General features: G+C 42.0%; 20 protein-coding genes. 14 read left to right on the top strand and 6 right to left on the bottom strand.

The window, feature by feature from the left end:
* Positions 1-5 precede the first annotated feature (5 nt).
* Complete coding sequence (gene garR / locus MHH54_RS18010; RefSeq protein WP_342500505.1) at positions 6-899, bottom strand: 2-hydroxy-3-oxopropionate reductase; 894 nt, start codon at positions 897-899, stop codon at positions 6-8.
* 198 nt (positions 900-1,097) lie between these two features.
* A complete protein-coding gene (locus MHH54_RS18005) occupies positions 1,098-1,955 on the bottom strand; it encodes a MurR/RpiR family transcriptional regulator (protein ID WP_181462008.1) in 858 nt (285 codons plus the stop codon).
* Between the two features lie 161 nt (positions 1,956-2,116).
* On the opposite strand from MHH54_RS18005, the gene MHH54_RS18000 reads away from it, so the two are divergent.
* Positions 2,117-2,794: a DUF3298 and DUF4163 domain-containing protein gene (locus MHH54_RS18000; RefSeq protein ID WP_050944564.1), complete on the top strand. Its 678-nt coding sequence runs from the start codon at positions 2,117-2,119 to the stop codon at positions 2,792-2,794.
* Between the two features lie 279 nt (positions 2,795-3,073).
* Here MHH54_RS18000 and MHH54_RS17995 read toward each other — a convergent pair whose 3' ends face one another.
* Together MHH54_RS17995 and pepT are read right to left on the bottom strand one after the other, a co-directional pair.
* Complete coding sequence (locus MHH54_RS17995) at positions 3,074-3,253, bottom strand: hypothetical protein (protein ID WP_003215411.1); 180 nt, start codon at positions 3,251-3,253, stop codon at positions 3,074-3,076.
* A gap of 288 nt (positions 3,254-3,541) precedes the next feature.
* Positions 3,542-4,774 carry a peptidase T gene (gene pepT / locus MHH54_RS17990; protein WP_050944563.1) on the bottom strand — a complete coding sequence of 411 codons (1,233 nt, stop codon included), beginning with the start codon at positions 4,772-4,774 and terminating at the stop codon, positions 3,542-3,544.
* A gap of 226 nt (positions 4,775-5,000) precedes the next feature.
* Between pepT and MHH54_RS17985 the strand changes: the two genes are divergently transcribed.
* From MHH54_RS17985 to MHH54_RS17965, 5 genes are all read left to right on the top strand, one after another.
* Positions 5,001-5,324: a WXG100 family type VII secretion target gene (locus tag MHH54_RS17985; RefSeq protein WP_034321782.1), complete on the top strand. Its 324-nt coding sequence runs from the start codon at positions 5,001-5,003 to the stop codon at positions 5,322-5,324.
* Between the two features lie 4 nt (positions 5,325-5,328).
* The gene (locus MHH54_RS17980) at positions 5,329-6,525 is read left to right on the top strand and encodes a glycine zipper domain-containing protein (RefSeq protein WP_342500504.1); all 1,197 of its coding nucleotides are present in this window, start codon (positions 5,329-5,331) and stop codon (positions 6,523-6,525) included.
* Between the two features lie 12 nt (positions 6,526-6,537).
* Positions 6,538-7,296 carry a hypothetical protein gene (locus MHH54_RS17975; protein ID WP_003215103.1) on the top strand — a complete coding sequence of 253 codons (759 nt, stop codon included), beginning with the start codon at positions 6,538-6,540 and terminating at the stop codon, positions 7,294-7,296.
* A gap of 21 nt (positions 7,297-7,317) precedes the next feature.
* On the top strand, positions 7,318-7,845 hold the full coding sequence (locus MHH54_RS17970) for a YfjD family protein (RefSeq protein ID WP_106029442.1): 528 nt from the start codon (positions 7,318-7,320) through the stop codon (positions 7,843-7,845).
* Between the two features lie 98 nt (positions 7,846-7,943).
* The gene (locus MHH54_RS17965) at positions 7,944-8,411 is read left to right on the top strand and encodes a helix-turn-helix transcriptional regulator (protein WP_003214797.1); all 468 of its coding nucleotides are present in this window, start codon (positions 7,944-7,946) and stop codon (positions 8,409-8,411) included.
* Positions 8,412-8,470: 59 nt separating this feature from the next.
* Here the strand turns inward: MHH54_RS17965 and MHH54_RS17960 are convergent, their stop codons facing one another.
* Positions 8,471-8,818 (bottom strand): helix-turn-helix transcriptional regulator, encoded by a 348-nt coding sequence (locus tag MHH54_RS17960; RefSeq protein WP_003214932.1) that lies wholly within the window; start codon positions 8,816-8,818, stop codon positions 8,471-8,473.
* A gap of 207 nt (positions 8,819-9,025) precedes the next feature.
* On the opposite strand from MHH54_RS17960, the gene MHH54_RS17955 reads away from it, so the two are divergent.
* The 6 genes from MHH54_RS17955 to MHH54_RS17930 all read left to right on the top strand — a co-directional run bounded on the left by MHH54_RS17955 (position 9,026) and on the right by MHH54_RS17930 (position 14,747).
* Positions 9,026-10,015, top strand: coding sequence for an asparaginase (locus MHH54_RS17955; RefSeq protein ID WP_003215391.1), 990 nt, complete (start codon positions 9,026-9,028; stop codon positions 10,013-10,015).
* A gap of 28 nt (positions 10,016-10,043) precedes the next feature.
* Positions 10,044-11,465 carry an aspartate ammonia-lyase gene (gene aspA, locus MHH54_RS17950; protein ID WP_003214753.1) on the top strand — a complete coding sequence of 474 codons (1,422 nt, stop codon included), beginning with the start codon at positions 10,044-10,046 and terminating at the stop codon, positions 11,463-11,465.
* Positions 11,466-11,608: 143 nt separating this feature from the next.
* Positions 11,609-13,015 carry a Na+/H+ antiporter NhaC gene (nhaC, locus tag MHH54_RS17945; protein ID WP_044140314.1) on the top strand — a complete coding sequence of 469 codons (1,407 nt, stop codon included), beginning with the start codon at positions 11,609-11,611 and terminating at the stop codon, positions 13,013-13,015.
* A gap of 297 nt (positions 13,016-13,312) precedes the next feature.
* Positions 13,313-13,738 (top strand): DUF5082 family protein, encoded by a 426-nt coding sequence (locus tag MHH54_RS17940; RefSeq protein WP_003215112.1) that lies wholly within the window; start codon positions 13,313-13,315, stop codon positions 13,736-13,738.
* A 37-nt stretch (positions 13,739-13,775) separates the two neighbouring features.
* Complete coding sequence (locus MHH54_RS17935; protein ID WP_003215023.1) at positions 13,776-14,039, top strand: YwqI/YxiC family protein; 264 nt, start codon at positions 13,776-13,778, stop codon at positions 14,037-14,039.
* Positions 14,040-14,321: 282 nt separating this feature from the next.
* Positions 14,322-14,747, top strand: a complete 426-nt coding sequence (locus tag MHH54_RS17930) for a DUF5082 family protein (protein ID WP_003214784.1) — start codon at positions 14,322-14,324, stop codon at positions 14,745-14,747.
* Positions 14,748-14,791: 44 nt separating this feature from the next.
* Here the strand turns inward: MHH54_RS17930 and MHH54_RS17925 are convergent, their stop codons facing one another.
* A complete protein-coding gene (locus MHH54_RS17925) occupies positions 14,792-15,004 on the bottom strand; it encodes a hypothetical protein (RefSeq protein ID WP_342500503.1) in 213 nt (70 codons plus the stop codon).
* Positions 15,005-15,140: 136 nt separating this feature from the next.
* On the opposite strand from MHH54_RS17925, the gene MHH54_RS17920 reads away from it, so the two are divergent.
* Together MHH54_RS17920 and MHH54_RS17915 are read left to right on the top strand one after the other, a co-directional pair.
* Positions 15,141-17,099, top strand: coding sequence for a BglG family transcription antiterminator (locus MHH54_RS17920; RefSeq protein WP_003215345.1), 1,959 nt, complete (start codon positions 15,141-15,143; stop codon positions 17,097-17,099).
* Positions 17,100-17,188: 89 nt separating this feature from the next.
* Positions 17,189-18,499 (top strand): PTS transporter subunit EIIC, encoded by a 1,311-nt coding sequence (locus MHH54_RS17915; protein WP_106042961.1) that lies wholly within the window; start codon positions 17,189-17,191, stop codon positions 18,497-18,499.
* Positions 18,500-18,650 lie beyond the last annotated feature (151 nt).

The following is an 18,650-nucleotide window of genomic DNA, read 5'->3' as shown; positions in this document are numbered from 1 at the left end:
CCATCTCATCCTTTCTTCACTTCGACATGAGCCATTTTTTCGTAATATTGAACGATGCCGCCATGGTCAAGCCCAGATTTTCCGTCCGCTTTGAGAGCGTGGAAGATTTCGAGCAGTTGGCTAGAGAGCGGGAGAGGAACGCCGATATCATGAGCAGTTTCCATCACATTGGTTAAATCTTTTAAGTTGATGTCGATACGTCCGCCTGGTTCAAAGTTTCGTTCTAAGATGAGAGGGACCTTTGCATCGAGAACAGCACTTCCTGCCAGCCCGCCGCGAATGGCTTCATACATTTTGTCAATGGCAATGCCTGATTTAGCTGCAAGAACGAGCGCCTCGGACATAGCTGCAATATTTAAGTTGACGATGATTTGATTGGCGAGCTTCGCTGTTGTTCCGCTTCCATTTGTCCCAACTAATACAACCTCTGTGCCCATCGCAAGCAGGACATCCTTCACTTGCTCAAAGATGACTTCTTCGCCGCCAGCCATGATGGCAAGTGTTCCGTCTATTGCCTTCGGTTCTCCGCCGCTGACAGGTGCGTCGATAAATTCCACCTGATGCTGTTTTGTAAGAGCAGCTAAAGCTCTAGAAGTAACAGGGGAAATTGAGCTCATATCTACGATAACAGTGCCAGGTTTAGCTGTAGTTAAAATGCCATGATCACCTGAAACAACTGCCTCTACATGCTCTCCTTTAGGAAGCATTGTGATGATGATATCGCTTTCAGAAGCGGCATCAGCTGCTGAAACAGCACCTTTTGCTCCGGCTTCTTGTAACGCTCGAATCGCTTCCTCATTTAGATCGAAAACAGTCACAGTATGACCGGCTTTTAATAGATTGAGTGCCATAGGCTTTCCCATAATACCTAATCCAATGAATCCAATTTTCTTTGTCACATTGAACGCCTCCTATATAGAAAACCCTTATAAAAAGCGCTTTCTTTTTCTTTTGTTAGTATATATACTATCTTTTTGTTTTAATAGTAGGAAATAAACTATTGTTCATTTAATGTACATGACGTGATAGGAACGTGTCAACGGAAAATATGAGAAAAGTCACAAAAAAAGACCGGAATCAGCTCCGGCCTTTTGCGTTCATGTTTTATTTTTAGCTACGGCTAATCGAGATTGTTTCACGTTCTCAATGGCATCTGATCCTAGTTCTAAAACAGCGGCAACGTATAGTACATCAATGATTACAAGCTGGTTAATACGGGAGATCATAGAGTCAGAGCGATAGGTTGTCTCCCTGGAAGAACTGAGCAGATGAAAGTCAGATCGCTTTGCGAGCTCTGATTTCGGATAGCTGGTGATAGAGGCAACCTTTGCTCCCTTTTCTTTAGCAAATTGCACGGCATCAAGAATTTCTCTACTCTCTCCTGAATGGGAGATCGCAACGATAAAATCGTGTTCCGTGGCGTGAGTAGCAATCATGTTCATCATATGCGGATCACTGCATAGACTCACTTCAAAACCAAGCTGGAGGAACTTATGATAAGCATCTCCAGCAATAAAGCTGGATGCACCGGCTCCAAAGAAGACGGTTTTATGTGCCTGCTTCATTTGTTCAATGAATTGTGTGACGGCTTGGTCTTCTAATATATGCTTCATATCTTGAATAGAGTTTGTTGTTAACTCTATGACCTTATGTTTAATGTCAGCTACACTATCGGATGCCTCGATCTCGCCGTATATGGATTGAGGCGTATTGGTCGCAATATCCTGTGCGACATGGACACGAAACACTTGGTACGATTCATAGCCAATTTTTCGTAGAAACCGAAAGATCGTCGTTTCACTAGTATTGCATTCAGCAGCGAGTGCACTAATGGAATGAAGCACAACTTTCTGAGGATTTTCTAAAATGTAATTGGCAATCTTTTTTTGGGTCGGAGACAAACTATGAAACGTCGTCCGAATGTGACTAAAAATATTCTCTTCTATGATAAACACCACACTTCATCTAGCATTCTACATTAAGCATACAGGAACTTATGAAAACGGTAAACAAACCCGAAGTGGGAAAAGAAAGAATAAAATGTAAATACTGCTTTTTTTGGTTCTTTTGTCATGGTATACTCAATTGGTAATAGACAAAAATGGGGGTTTTTACTATGACAATGAAAAAAGGCCTAACGATCAGTCTGATCATTTTTTCACTGATTGTTTCGTTGTTTGCGCCAGTTGGATCTGCGGATGCCAAACAAGCAAAAAAAGCAAAAGTAAGCACACACTATTATAAAAAGAAAAAAACATTCAAATATGCACAGGTGAAAAACCTAAGCAAGGCGCATATGAAAACCATCAATCGTGATTTAAAAGAAGATATCGCATTCTCTTATTCTACGTACTTGTTCTTAAAGGACGAAGCGAAAAAGGAAGGCTTTGGGAAGATCACTTACGAGAGATCGTTTAAAACGAAATTTAACAATGGGAAGAAGCTCAGTATCTTAAACTATGATTACATGAATGATGGTGGAATGCATGGAGATACGATGGTTTCCAGCATGAACTATGTTTTAACAAAGAAAAAGACAAAGCAGCTGTTCTTGACAGACGTTGTGAAAACAAAGAAAAAGCGTACGAAAGTGAGAGATTATGTCTATAACTATACAAAGAAACATAAAAGTAAATTCTATGCGAACCTGAAAAAAAGAGACATTGAAATCAACTACAACACGCAGTATTACTTCACGAAAAAGGGAATTGCTGTTGTCTTCCAGCCATATGAAATTTCACCTTACTATGTAGGAATTCCTGTGATTCAAGTTCCTGCGAAGGTGTATAAATAAAAGGAAAAACGACCAATGAATCTGGTCGTTTCAGCGTGTAGACAAACCCTCGCATTCGTTGTCAGGTCTGCGCGCTGGTGCTCACGAATGTTCAATTCGCTCCGCTCCAGTGCTTGCCCTTCCTAGACTTCAAAGGTTTTCTATCACGCTGAAAAGAAGACAAAGGGCTAAAATCAAGATCATTTTAGCCCTTTGTCAACAATCTGAAACGACCAATGAATCTGGTCGTTTTTTTATGTACTCACACAAAAGAGCCCCATATGAGGCTCTTTTTCAGATTTATACTTGTTTAGGTGCATCGTTTAGTGGGTGACGGCGTTTTCCGTTGTAGTGGCGGCGCATACGAAAGATTTCAAACTCCGAAAGCTCTGCGCTTTTTCGTTTTGGTGTGCGGTTATCTTTTTTGAAAGAGAATAGTAAGTAGCAGCAAAGTGAAGCGATAATCAATAAAATCATCATATGACATTCCTCCAATTCATCCTATTCTTTAAGTGTAGACAGGGTGAGTGATGTTTATAACTGAAAATATGCAGCAGAATCGGTTTAGTTCTTAAGGTTTAGGTGATCTGCTAATTTAGGTCTAAAATACTGGTTGTTTTTAACTATTATATTTCCAGTTATTGCACTCGTCAAGAAGAATTTTTCTGGGGTTGTCTCTATTAGTACGAATAAATGTCATAAAAGTTTCAGAAAATTGTAAACTTTTATTAAAAAACCGTTCCCGAACAGGAACGGTTGTAAACATATTTATGCTTTTTCTTCAAATAGACGGGCGATTTCAACGATGACTTCTGTTGCTTTCACCATGTTCTCGACAGAAATAAATTCATATTTACCGTGGAAGTTTTCCCCGCCAGTAAAGATGTTTGGCGTTGGAAGACCTTTATATGAAAGCTGGGAGCCATCTGTACCGCCGCGGATCGGTTCGATCACAGGTGTCACTGAGCGGTTTTCCATTGCTTCATGGGCAATATCCACAATATGTTTCACCGGCTCAATTTTTTCTCTCATATTATAATATTGATCTTGAATTTTTAGATTGATGCTGTTTTCTCCGTAAATGGCTTTTAAGTCATTTGCTATTTTTTCAAATAGTGCTTTGCGTTCGTTAAATTTGTCTTTATCAAAATCACGAATAATATATTGCAGCTCTGCTTCTTCGACTTCTCCTACAAACTTCGTGAGATGGAAAAATCCCTCGTAGCCTTCTGTGTATTCCGGAGATTCATCAGAAGGAAGCTTGTTATGGAAGAGCATCCCAATCTTCGCAGCGCTGACCATTTTGTCTTTCGCTGTCCCAGGGTGGACGTTGTTTCCTTTAATGGATACTTTCGCACCTGCTGCGTTGAAGCTTTCATATTGCAGCTCCCCGAGCGGTCCTCCGTCAATTGTATACGCATAGGAAGCGCCAAAGGCATCAACATCAAATTTGTGCGGCCCTCTGCCAATCTCTTCATCGGGTGTAAAGGCGACGCGAATTTTTCCATGCTTGATTTCTGGATTTTCAATTAAGTAATGCATGGCGGTCATAATTTCTGCGATACCAGCTTTGTTATCTGCACCAAGCAAGGTTGTGCCATCTGTTGTGATCAGCGTATGTCCTTGATACTTTTGTAAATTTGGAAACTGTGATGGTGATAAAACGATATGTAGTTCTTCATTTAAGGTGATGTCGCCGCCTTGATAGTTTTCATGAAGCTGCGGTTTCACATTCTTGCCGGTGAAGTCAGTAGCTGTGTCGATGTGAGCCAGGAAGCCAATGGTCGGCACGTCTTTGTCTGTGTTAGATGGGATCGTTCCCATGACATAGCCGTTTTCATCCATTGTCACTTCTTGAATCCCGATGGATTTCATTTCTTCAACTAGTTGTCTCGCTAAGTTCAACTGTCCTTCAGTCGATGGGCAACTTTCCTTATCTGCATCCGACTGCGTATCTACCTTCACATAACTTGTGAAACGCTGAATCATTTCCTCTTTCATGTATACGTCACTCCTTTTGTAGAATACGTTCATTTTATCATGTCTTGAATGCGCTTCATAACAAGAAAGGCTTTCTCTGGAAATTAGAGAGGAAAAAGACCTACTTTCATTTGGTGATGTGTTGAATGGTTCTTTAGGGTGATTTTTTTGGGTGTCTTTTTATTTATAATGAGGACATATAAAATCATCCATTTGTACGTTAAATTGGGAGAAAGGGGTGCGAAAGTTGGATTCTAGTCAAACGCTGGCACTCGCTCAAAAGTTTCAGGAAGCAGCTGATGAGATTCGGCAGTCAAAGCAGCTGCTGGAGAATCGGCTCAAGGCAGTAGGATCAGGCTGGCAGGGAGAAGCAAGGAATAAATTTGATCAAAGCTTTGAGGAAACAACCGCACGCTATGATCAATTCGAAAAGGACTTGCTTGAAACAAGTCAGGAACTGCGCGATGCAGCGGTCAAAATCGAGGAACGGAAAGCTGAAATAGCCAGAATGGAAGAGCTTGAGCGAAAGAGACGAGAAGAACGGAGAGAAAGAAACCGAGAAGGGAGATGATGTGATGGCACTTGACATAGTGGTTGATCCAGATCAGCTGACAGGGCTTGCGAATGATGTTGTAGGCGAACTTTCTGCCATTGAAACGAAGCACCGCGATTTACATAGTGAACTGGATGGTCTCATTTTAGGCTGTGATCCTCGGTATAGAAGCTGTTTTTCAGGCGTCGGGGATGCATGGGGAGCAGGACAAGCATTGATCAGTAAATTGAGCAGTGATGATATTACGATTCGTCATGCAAAAGATAAAATGGTCGAAGCAGACGATATTTTACGGAAATTGTACAGTATCTATGATCAATATGGTACACTCACGAGCTTAGCTGGTATTGTGATGATGCAGGCGAAATACTACGGGCTTGGGATGACGACTTTCATTAAAGACAATGGCCGTTATGCAGCGCAGCATTCAAAGCTGCTGCTTGATCTGACCAGCCGGGTAGAAGGAACGAGATTTGACCGGCTAGCAAGGATTTGGCTGAGTAATAAAGAATTATTAAAACGATCAAACTGGTCGATGGCTGATTTGGTCCATAAGAAATTCACAAAATTTTATCCTGACGATACAGTTGCATTCACGAACAGTGTCCGTGACTTTACAAAAGGAAGTATCAATTGGAAGGACACGGCTGCGATCAAGTCTGTTTTGAAAAATGGATCAAGATTCGCGAAAGGAAATGCCATCATTGCAACGGTAGTCACTGGTGCAACGGAAACAGTCGGCTGTGGATTGAAAATTGCCGAGAACTATGCAGAATTCGGTGATCAGCCAGAAGTCCTTAAGCGTGAAAATGCTAAGGCTGTTGGAAATGCAGTGAACAATACGGTCTTTATCGCTGGCGGGTCTGTCGCAGGTGCCGTTGTCGGAGGAGCTCTTGGAAGCTTTGCAGGACCAATTGGAACCGTCGTTGGAGGAGCCATTGGTTCCGCAGTCGGTGGATTTATAGGAGAAAAAGTCGCCAAGCTGACATCAGGCTTTGCTGAGCAGGTTGCAGTGAAATTAAAGGACCCAATTCATGCGGTCGTGGATAAAGGGAAACAAGCATTCGAGCTGGCGGGTAAAGGTGTGAAGGCAGTTAATGACACCATTGATCAGGCAAATCAGGTGATACATAAAGGGATAGAAAAAACAAAAGAAACCGCAGATTCGCTCATAAAAGGTGCAGGCGATTTCTTTAAGGGTGCATTTTCTTTTGGATAAGGAGAGATCAAGTTGGATCAGCTAAGTCTAAGTATTGAGGAACTCATCTTTAGTTTTTACAGTGAAGGCTATTTTGAACAGGGCATGTCCTTAAAGGAAGCCTATTATCCTGATGTAGAGGACGAGCGCCTAGGGTTTTTATTTGAAATTGCATGCCGCTCTTTGCTCGCAAAAGGTGTACTTGAATTTCGAAACAGACAATATCGTTATAAAGCGGAATACCGTCATTTCATCCAGGCGATGAATGATGCATCTCACACCGTCAAGGCATCTCGATTTGGGGATGAAGATGAAGAAGTCAGTACCTCCTTTCACACGACACAGATGGGCGTATATGCGCACCATACGCTTTATGATCAACAAGTCCATCAGATTCAAAAACTGAAAGATGACCAGCAGGCAGAGGAGCAAGTGACTGCCTTTTTCAATATACAGATGAGTGATCACCCTGCACCTGTCGTCACCCTGCAAGCAGAGGAATTTGAAAAGCTATTAGAGCAAGCAAGTGAGGCGAAGAATGAGTGGCCCTCCTTCCTTCATCGAGCAGAGAACGAAGAACTCGTGCAGGCATTTGTTTCTGATGTACAGAAGAGAAAAGGAAAGATGGACTCCCTCATGAAGGTCGTCTACGACAAAAATAATACGCCTGATGTGGAATCCATGTTATTTGTCATTCCAGGTGAGAAACAGTCGTGGCTTGTGTCGGGAATAAAAGAAAGTGAATTTCGCGTGGAGACGGCTCATAGAGACGGATTACGTTCTATATTCTAATGGAGAAAAGGAGAATGACGCTTGAATCCAAGTGAAGTAATAGAAGTGAGAAGCAGGACCTTTTTAAGGGTATGGGCATTCTTAGCAACGGGCGGCTTCGGTATCATTGGTATTTGGTTGTTTTCAGAAGCTCTTACATTTGAATCGAATTATACATTGTTTTTATTTTTAGGCGGACTATTAGGCATTGTCTATGGCTTGATCTCTTTTTTGATGATTCTGCCGGCTTTTACGAAGAGGGGAAATGTGATTTTTCGCATTCAGCGCGGAAAAAATGGTGCTGTACTGTATCGAGAGCGGACGATCCCTTTTCATGACATTCAATCCATTGATATGCGCAGGCATCGGTACAGTGTAAGGGGATTTCTCTTCATGGATGTGCTCATTCGGAAAATGGATGGGAAATTGATCAAGATTCCAGCGTACAGTATTTTAGATGAAGAAGTATTCGAGCAAACCGTCAAACAAGAGATCTATCCATATTTAAATCAGGCAGCCCAAGAGAATTGGAGACAGCAGCATGGTCAGGTCGAAGAGCAGATCAATTAGATAGTATTTGCCAATATTCTAAAGGATGAGGCGCCACTTTTTCGAAGAAATCGTGTATGATGTCAGTAAAGACTGAATACTCGGAGAGGTGATGAGAGATGGATAAAGAGATGGTAATCGACCTCGTCACAGAACAAATGACACGGATTCGAAAAGAAAAGAATTATACGCAGGACCGCATGGCTGAGGTACTTGGTTTATCGAAACGGCATTTGCATCAGGTTGAAAAAAATAGGCTGCGCCTCAACTGGACGCAAACGGCGGCCGTATGTGCATTATTCAGAGATAGTGACATTTTAAAAGGGACACTAGGGGATGATCCGCTTGAGATTCTGGAAGTCGTGGCACATGATGAATTGCATCTATCGGTGGAACGGACAATCGGCGGAAAGGTTTGGTGGCGGACTTCTATCAAAAAAGGCACATTTCGTCTTCAGCAAAATGTGCTCAGTCAGCATTACCGCATCTTAGATGATGAGAATTATCGCTATTATAGTTCATTTAATAAAGAAGAAGCGAAGCGGCGGTTAGAGGAATTAAGTCAGCTGTCTTCTCCTTATTCTTAAGCAGCTGAAAAAGGAAAGAGAGGCACCCGATTAATAGGGGCCTCTCTTTTCTATGTTTTTTATACTTTTAGGGTGTTTTTCGCCCGAATAAAGGCAACAAGCTGTTTGATTTCTTCATCATTTAGGGGAACGCCGTCTACAAGAATGGTTCCTTCTTTTGCTTCCGTCAGTTCAATTTTGATGTCAGAGATTTTACGTTGTATCTCTGGCTCGTCCGTTCTACCAAGTAAAAAATCAATGGACGTATCATACAAATCAGCCAGGCGCTTCACTGCTTCAAGCGAAGGTCGTCGGTACCCAGATTCGTAACCGGCATAGGTGCTTTTGGCGATACCTAGGCGATCTGCCGTATGCTGGAGAGACCATTTTTTCTTTTTTCTAAGAGTGGTTAAACGATCGAGTATCATTACATGAACGCTCCTTTATATACAACAACAGTATATCATATTTTGTGATAGAATGTACGCGTTATGCGTAATAATTTCTTGATTAATTCGCGTTATGTGACTATAATGGCAATGAAGGTACGCGTAAAGCGTATATTATAGAATAGCACAAGCTAGCTTATAATATGTGTGACAAACGAAGTAATTTTACTGAAAGAGGTGGACCTGTTGAAGAAATTATTGCTTTTAACCACTGGTGGGACGATTGCATCTGTAGAGAGTGAAAATGGTTTGGCTCCAGGTGTTAAAGCTGAGGACCTTTTAAGCTATTTAAACGAAATTAATGCAGAGTACACAATGGACACAAAGTCCCTAATGAGTATAGATAGTACAAATATGCAGCCTGAATACTGGGTGGATATCGCAACAGCCATTTATGAAAATTATGATCAATATGACGGCTTTGTCGTCACGCATGGAACCGATACAATGGCCTATACATCAGCAGCACTATCTTATATGCTGCAAAATCCGGATAAGCCAATTGTCATTACAGGCTCACAAATCCCGATTACGTTCAAGAAAACAGATGCGAAGAAAAACATCACCGATGCGATTCGCTTTGCATGTGACGGCGTAGGCGGCGTGTATGTTGTCTTTGATGGCAGAGTCATTCAAGGGACACGCGCAATCAAACTAAGAACGAAAAGCTATGATGCATTTGAAAGTATTAACTATCCATATATTGCATCGATTGAAAACCATCAAATTGAATACAATAGCAAAGTAAAAAGATCGTCAATGAAACCGCTTAAATTAGATGCATCGTTAAACACTGACGTTTGTCTCTTGAAATTGCACCCAGGTCTAAAGCCTGAGTTCTTAGATGCAATCAAAGGTGTTTACAAAGGAGTCGTCATCGAAAGCTACGGCAGTGGCGGAATTCCTTTCGAAGGAAGAAACCTTTTAGAGAAAATCAACGAATTGCTCGAAGAAGGCATTTCTGTTGTCATCACAACTCAGTGTCTTGAAGAAGGAGAAGACATGAGCGTGTATGAAGTAGGACGTAAAATCAATCAAGAACTAGTGGCACGTTCACGAAACATGAACACAGAGGCCATCGTGCCGAAACTCATGTGGGCACTAGGTAAAACAACAGACCCAAGAGAAGTGAAAAAGATTATGGAAACGCCAATCGCAGAAGATTTAGTGATTTAACTATTCTATAGAAAGCAGGTCATATCAGATGGTTCAAGCAACTTATCGCCATGAGAAGGATTTTCTTGGAGAAAAAGAAATTCCGGCAGACGTGTATTATGGGGTTCAAACCCTTCGTGCAAAAGAAAACTTCCCGATTACTGGATATCGCATGCACGAGGAACTAATTAGAGCCTTTGCCATCGTGAAAAAAGCAGCAGCTCAAGCCAATATGGAAGTTGGACGTTTATATGAAGGAATTGGAAATGCCATCGTACAAGCCTCTGATGAAGTCATTGAAGGCAAGCTGCATGAGTACTTTATTGTAGACCCAATTCAAGGCGGCGCAGGAACGTCGATGAATATGAATGCCAATGAAGTGATTGGAAACAGAGCGCTAGAAATCATGGGACATCAAAAGGGTGAATACATCCATTTAAGCCCAAACACACATGTAAACATGTCACAATCAACGAATGACTCGTTTCCAACAGCTATCCATATTGCTGTATTGAAGCAGTTAGACATTCTGCTTGAGACAATGCAAACGATGCAGGACGTATTCAAAAAGAAAGCGAAAGAATTTGATCATGTGATCAAAATGGGACGTACGCACCTACAGGATGCTGTTCCAATTCGTTTAGGACAGGAATTTGAGGCTTACAGCCGCGTGCTCAGCCGTGATATTAAGCGGATCAACCAATCAAAGCAGCATTTATATGAAGTCAATATGGGTGCAACAGCTGTTGGGACAGGCCTAAATGCAGATCCTCGTTATATTGAGATCGTCGTGAAGAAGCTAGCCGATATTTCTGGTCTTCCGCTTGTAGGCGCAGAGCATCTTGTGGATGCAACGCAAAATACAGATGCTTACACAGAAGTGTCTGCTGCATTAAAAGTATGCATGATGAACATGTCTAAGATTGCCAATGACCTTCGCCTAATGGCTTCTGGTCCGCGTGCAGGTCTTGCTGAAATTGCATTGCCAGCTCGTCAGCCAGGATCATCCATTATGCCTGGGAAAGTCAATCCAGTCATGGCAGAGCTCATTAACCAAATCGCATTCCAGGTCATTGGGAATGACCACACCATCTGTCTTGCCTCTGAAGCAGGTCAGCTTGAGTTAAATGTGATGGAGCCTGTTTTGGTCTTTAACTTGCTTCAATCTATTAGTATAATGAATAACGGATTCCGTTCATTCACAGATCATTGCTTAGTGGACATTGAAGCAAATGAAATACGTTTGAAAGAATATGTCGAAAAAAGTGCAGGCGTGATCACTGCTGTGAACCCTCACTTAGGCTATGAAGCCGCGGCTAGAATCGCAAGGGAAGCCATTTTAACAGGACAATCGATCAGAGATCTTTGCTTGCAAAATGATGTGTTAACAGAAGAAGAACTTGATATTATTTTGAATCCATTCGAGATGACAAAGCCTGGCATTGCGGGTGCAGAGCTCCTAGAGCGATAATAATATCAAAAATTTTATTTTATTAATATGTAGAATTGCCTGTGAAATAGAGAAAAACAGGCAATTCACTTTCTTTCGAATTGACACACTTTTTTCACAATATTTTGAAAACGCTTAACGCACGCACAAAGGGAGGAAACACAATGAAATCACCACGTCTGCCGTCTATTTTAGAAGTCGTGTTTGTACTTGGCTTATTTTTAGCAATTGTTTTATCTTTTACTCTTTATTTCAAATTGGATATTCAACTGGCATTGTTTATCTCATGGTTTATGGTCATTGCTTTAGGTATTCGATTAGGACATTCATACAAAGACCTTCAAAACGCCATTACAAAAGGGATATCGAATGGTTTAGAGGCTGTTTTGATTTTAATTGCAGTAGGTGCACTTGTTGGAACATGGATTGCCGGCGGAGTGGTACCAACATTAATTTATTACGGACTGGAATTTATTCATCCTAATATTTTCTTACTAGCTACGCTGATCATCTGTTCCATTATGTCTGTTGCTACAGGTACATCATGGGGGACAGTTGGAACTGCAGGTATTGCCATGATTGCAATTGGTGAAGGATTGGGAATTCCATTACCTATCGTGGCTGGAGCCGTTTTATCTGGAGCCTATTTTGGTGATAAGTTATCTCCTTTATCTGATAGTACGGTGCTCGCTTCCTCACTTTCAAAAGTGGACGTGCTCGCACATGTTAGAGCGATGATGGTCTTATCCATTCCTGCCTTTGTTATTACAGCCATTATGTTTACAATCACCGGATTTATGTATGGCGGAAAAAATATTGATCAAGGCAAAGTAGAGTTTTTGAAACAAGCACTGCAGGACACATTCACCATTAATATTTGGATGATTATTCCGGCGTTGATTGTTGTACTATTACTTGTCTTGAAAAAACCTTCAATGCCTGTTATTGCTATTGGCGCACTTCTTGGTGCTGTCTGGGCAATGGCATTCCAGGGAATGAATCCAGCCGATGCACTTGGTACAGCTTATAATGGTTTCTCTATTAATTCAGATGTTGATTTCTTAAATACGCTGTTAAATCGTGGCGGTATTGTCAATATGTTAGGATCTCTAGTGGTGATTATTCTCGGACTTGGTTTCGGTGGAGTACTTGAATACTTGGGCGTATTAAAAGTCATCGTCGCTACATTCGAGAAGAAATTGCATAATGCAGGAAATGTGACTCTATCAACACTTGTTGTTGCATTCTTCGCCAATATCTTTGGCTGTGCGATGTATGTATCATTAATTCTTACACCGAAAATTATGGAAAAGAGCTATGATAAATTAAAGTTAGACAGACGAGTTTTATCCAGAAACTCAGAGGTCGGTGGTACGCTGACGTCAGGAATGGTTCCTTGGTCAGATAACGGGATTTACATGGCGGGAATTCTAGGCGTATCGACATTCTCTTATTTACCATTTATGTGGTTGAGCTTTGTTGCCATTGCTCTTGCTATTATTTACGGATATACAGGGAAATTCATCTGGTACGTTAAGAATCCACAAGAATCAGAAGAATCAGCTTCATAAGCCGTTTACAAAAGCCGCTCCTCAACCGAGCGGCTTTTGTTTGTCCTAGGTCTGCATGACTATATGTGACATATAACAAATAATCAGGATTTAAGACCCCCTATAAAAGAGGTCTTAAGGGGTAATGAGAAGCAGAATGAAAGCATATTTATCCCATAAAAAGGGCACAAATCCCTATTCAAACATGAGTCTTTGAACCTTATAATAACAATATTGGAAAAAGTGCTATTCACCTTACGCTCGTTTAGAGGATCTCTAAGCAGCGTTTTTATTTTTTGTCAGGAGGAGGAACCCATAATGAGCTTATCAAATATGCTGTCTGCCCTAAACGGTGGCATTACAAGTAAAAAAGCAGAAATCGAAGAGAAAATCGCTCGACTGAAAAAGGCGAAAAGTAAGGTCGAACGTGAACAAGATGCGGCAGAGACAGACCTGAAGCAAATCAAGCAGCCAAAGCTTGGGACCTCTTGGAAAGGTGAGCGAAGCCAGGATTTCAAATCAGAGCGGAATGAAGCACATGATGCGCTGCAAACGATTGTGAACGACAAGTACCCACGCTACGTGAGCCGCATCGAATTCAAAATCAGTACGTTAGAAGCCGAACAAGCTGCGTTATCCTTTGCCAGTTCCTTAGCAGGAGACGCCGCACGTCTTGCTGAAAAAGGAGAAGACGCAGTAGAGGACGCCAAACGCTTGATCTCAAAAGCATGGAGCAGCTTATAAGCTACCTTCATGCTGAACAAATCTGGAGGATATCACGATGGGACAAATTAAGTTAAACTACCAAACAGTTATGGATCAACTAGATGAAGTCTCCCAAGCAATCGAAGCATTAACGATGAAAAAAGCAGCAGATAAAGCAGGTGAAAACAGCCTTGAATTTGTGACCAAGTGGACGGCGCGCGAAGCAGAGGTGAACGAAATGGTTTCAAGTTTTAAAGAAGCCTTAATCAAAAATGTTCAGGACACGCGCTCTAATGTGAAAACTTTAAAAGAACAGGACGAAGCGATTGCGGCAAAATAATGGCAATCATTTTTCTAATGGGTTTCATGGGATGATAAGAAATATAGTTCTAAGGGATCATATATAATTCGGGAATTACGACCTTGTGTTATTCCGTTTTTCTTCCAAACACGTCACTAAAAGGACACCTTTTCCCTATTTAAGACTGAGGCTTTTCACCTTATACTATACTTAATGAAAGCAAAACGATAGAAATGTCAGGTTTGGAAAAATCAAGTGAGTCGATCGTTTCCAAGGCTCTGATGCTGTGCTTTCGTATGAGGTCCGATAGAGGTGGATGACATGAGTTTATCCGAGATGCTACACCATCTGCATATGGGAATTGAAAACAGACGTGCAGAATTTGATGACATGATCTCTCGGTTAAAGACAGCCAAAAGCAATATTCGAACAGAACAAGATCTTGCGCAGTCAGACATAAAGGAAATCAAGAAACCTGCTCTAGATTCGTCATGGAAAGGTGAGAGAGGAACCGACTTTCATCGCCACCGAAAAGATGCCTATCATGTCATGCATGACATCGTGAACAATGAGTATGAAAAATATATCGCCGAGATTGATCAAAAAATATTGCACTTTGAATTAAAAAAAATGGAGCTGGCTGTTGCCAGTAACTTTGCCGGAAGAGCCCAGGACGTGATGGAAAAGGGTGAGGATTTTGCACTCGATGTTAAACATCTGATTGAACGGGGCTGGAAGGCTCTTTAAAATAATAAAAACAGCCATCTCATCAGCGAGCGGCTGTTTTTTGTTTAGTCACATCCACCACCACTATCCCCGGAATCTCCCCCGCAGGAGGCATCAGAAGCGTGATGAGTATAAGAATCAGTATAGGTACTTGTTGTTGAACTGTGATGTGAAGAACGCTTCGCAGACGTACGTTGATCCTTTGATGTGAATAAATGGGCGATGATTGTCCCTAAAGAAGCCAATATCATAATAACAACAAACATAAAAGAACCCATGATGCATCCCTACTCTTGTTTCCTATTCATACGAATGAGCCATATCGTGGTTCCCGATTTGAAAGAAAAACTGGGCAAAGAGTTCTACTTTCGTTTATGATGATAGGCAAAAGTAAATGCCAAGGGAGGAGAGCCTATGCTATCTCTACGTCAGGAGGAGCTGCTGAAACGACTGATGCAAGCGGAACAGGAACTGACTAGTGAAGAAATTGCCCGTATGATTGGCGTCACATCAAGAACGATCCGAACAGATATGAAAGCGCTTAAATCTGTTTTGGATGAACATGGAGCCGTACTTCATATCAAACGCGGGGCAGGGTATACATTGACCGTAGAGGATTATGGGTCTTTTCGTACATTTTTGAAAAAGTCATTGGGAGAAAGAAACGAAAAAAAGGAGCAAACCATACCCAATCAGCCTGAGGACCGTGTAGCCCATCTATTGAAAAGGATGCTTCTGTCAGAAGACTATATTAAGTTAGACGCGCTCGCAGAGGAATTATTTGTGAGTGAATCGACAGTGAAAAATGATTTGAAAGCGGTCAGACATTTGTTTTCATTACATGGACTTTCTGTGTCACATCGTCCTAAATATGGACTGCAGCTGACAGGGGATGAGATGAAATTAAGATATTGTATGGCTGAGCATGTGTTTCAGCAAGCGCATGCGAACCCGGCGCTGTTACCTGAAGAAACGTATCAATTGATTCAGGATATCGTGCGTTCACGTACAAAAGTAAGCGGACTTCATCTGTCAGAAATCGGTTTAAGTAATTTAGTCACCCACATCGCCATTGCATGCAAACGAATTGAAGAGAAAAAACTGGTCATGATGCCAGAAACGGAATTAAAAGAGATTCAAGTGCAGCCTGTTTTCCAAGTAGCTCAAAAAATGGCAGAGGATATTCGGCATGTCCTAGCGATTGATTTTCCATTATCTGAAAGGGCGTATATTGCGATTCACTTGATGGGAGCGAAAATGATGGCATACGGAGATACCGGTCATACGCTATGTCATCTTCTAGACGAAGATCACTTTCGCTTCATCCACCAACTGCTTGCTTATGTAGAGGAGCACATGTCACTTGATATTCAATTTGATAAAGAATTAATCGTTGGATTAAGTCTTCATTTACGTTCCGCTATTCATCGTTTTAGGTACGGTATGAACATTCGTAACCCTTATTTAACGGACATTAAAAGGCATTATCCCATTGCATTTGAAGCTGGCGTCTATATGGGTAGGTGGCTGAGAGAAAAAGAGGGAATTGAGATTCATGAGGATGAGATTGGGTATTTGGCGCTTCATATCGGTGCTGCAATCGAGCGGACAAAATCACAGCATGTGAGAAAGAGATGTCTGATTGTATGTGCGACGGGTGTCGCCAGCAGTCAGCTCCTTCTTCATAAACTGACAGCGGCTTTTAGCGGAGGGCTAGAGATCGCTGGCACTGCAAGTGTTAGGGAAATTCCTTCGTATGATTTGAGAAGCATTGATTTTATTATTAGTACCATTCCGCTTCAGAACACGTTGCCGGTACCAGTGATTGATGTACATACCATTCTAAGTGACGATGATATTGTGCGGCTGAAACGGTTTGTTCAGGGCGCGCAGGATACAGGGGTTTTGCGGTATGTGAGTCCGGCGCTGACATTTTTTCAGCAAGACCTTCAATCAAGGGAAGAGGTACTGCAATTTTTCGTAAACGTGCTCAAGGAACAGGATCGCATCCCGGAAGAGTTTGAACAATTATTGCTGGAAAGAGAGCAAGTGTCACCGACATCGTTCGGTCATTTGGTTGCGATTCCTCATCCGATGAAGCCGGCAACAGATGACACGTTTTGTGCGATCTGTACGTTGAAAAAACCGGTGCTGTGGGGTGAAAATCGGGTACAAGTCGTTTGTTTGTTAAGTATCCAGAAGACGTATCAAAAAGAATTGCAATCACTTTATCAATTTCTTGTACGGCTGACAGAGCGCAAGGAAGTGGTGGAGCAACTCATCAAGGCCGCTTCATTTGAGGAACTGACGACGGCGCTTCAAGTATTGGAGCATCCGAATGAAAAAACGGGACACCCATTTCCGCATCTGTGAGGAAAAAGATTAGATGTTAATGAAAGCGCTTTTAAAATAACATCAAAAAGGAGGATGATCACGAGTTTTTGCAAAGGGGGAGACAGATCATGAGCTTCAAGGAGAAAGCGGCAGACGTCATGGGGAATGTGGCTTATCGCATCACGAATCAGAAGTATATTATGGCGATTAAACAGGCATTTGTCACACTGATGCCAATCATCATTACAGGGGCTTTTGCTGTATTGGTGGCAAATATGATCATGAGCCCGGAAACAGGGCTTGCTCATTTTGAGATGTTCAGATTTTTAGCGGAGCTTCAGCCAATTATGAAGGCAATCAATTATGCCACGCTGAACTTTTTAACGATTGGGGCTGTGTTCCTCATCGGGATAGAGCTTGGGAAAATCAACGGGCACAAGTCCCTGTTCCCAGGGCTGATGGCATTGATTTCATTTATATCTGTTATTCCAACGACACTTCTTCTTGAAGTGGATGGATCGATGCGTGAGGTTGTAGATGTACTGGCAAGGCAATTTTCCGATCCAAAAAGCTTATTTTTAGGGATGATCATTGCGATCGTATCTGTGGAAATTTTTTGTAAGCTGACCGAGGTGAAATGGCTGCAAATCAAGATGCCAGATTCAGTTCCATCGAATGTGGCAACATCTTTTTCATCACTTTTTCCTTCGATCATTACGATTACGATCATTAGTTCATTCGGCTTTGCATTTCACCGTTTGACAGGTATTTATTTGCATGAAGCAGTGTATAACGTGGTGCAACGCCCGCTAGAAAGTGTTGTACAGGGTCTACCGGGGATTTTAACGTTGATGTTTGTGGCGCAATTCTTCTGGGTGATCGGCATCCATGGCAACCAGATGATCAAACCGATCCGGGAGCCGCTCTTATTAGGATCAATTGCAGTGAATATGACAGCATTTCAAGAAGGAAAAGAGATTCCGAATATCATCACGATGCCATTTTGGGATGTGTATATGAGCATCGGTGGTTCAGGTGTGACCATTGGGCTTTTGATTGCGATTTTTATTGCTGGAAGAAGGGAAGAGATGCGAAGTATTGCCAAGCTCTCATCTGGGCCGGGCCTCTTCAACATCAATGAACCCGTTATTTTTGGCTTACCTGTCATGTTAAACCCTGTGATGGCAATTCCATTTATCGTCACACCACTTGTGACAGGAACGATTGGTTACATTGCGACAGCTACAGGGTTTGCTGGAAAAGCCGTCGTGATGGTGCCGTGGACGACACCACCGATTGTGAATGCATGGCTGTCCACCGCTGGCAGCATGGGGGCTGTCATCACACAGCTCATCTGTATTGTGGTCGCAGTCTTCATCTATTTGCCATTTGTCCTCTTGTCTAACCGCAAACCAGAAGCGGCACCAGATTCAGAATAAAAGGAGAGGCATGAATGAATATGCAATGTAGGTGGTTCGGAGAGAATGATCCCATTTCACTTGACCGTAAATATACGAAAAAAGGGCAGGAAGTCTCGATATGGGGGCAATTGTGAAGGCTATGTATTTGCAAGGAATTTGGGAAGGACTT

The organism is Bacillus sp. FSL K6-4563 (genome assembly GCF_038630405.1).
Taxonomy (GTDB): domain Bacteria; phylum Bacillota; class Bacilli; order Bacillales; family Bacillaceae; genus Bacillus; species Bacillus pumilus.
The sequence above is the reverse complement of the archived record's forward strand: the minus strand, read 5'-3'. Positions and strand labels throughout refer to the sequence as shown.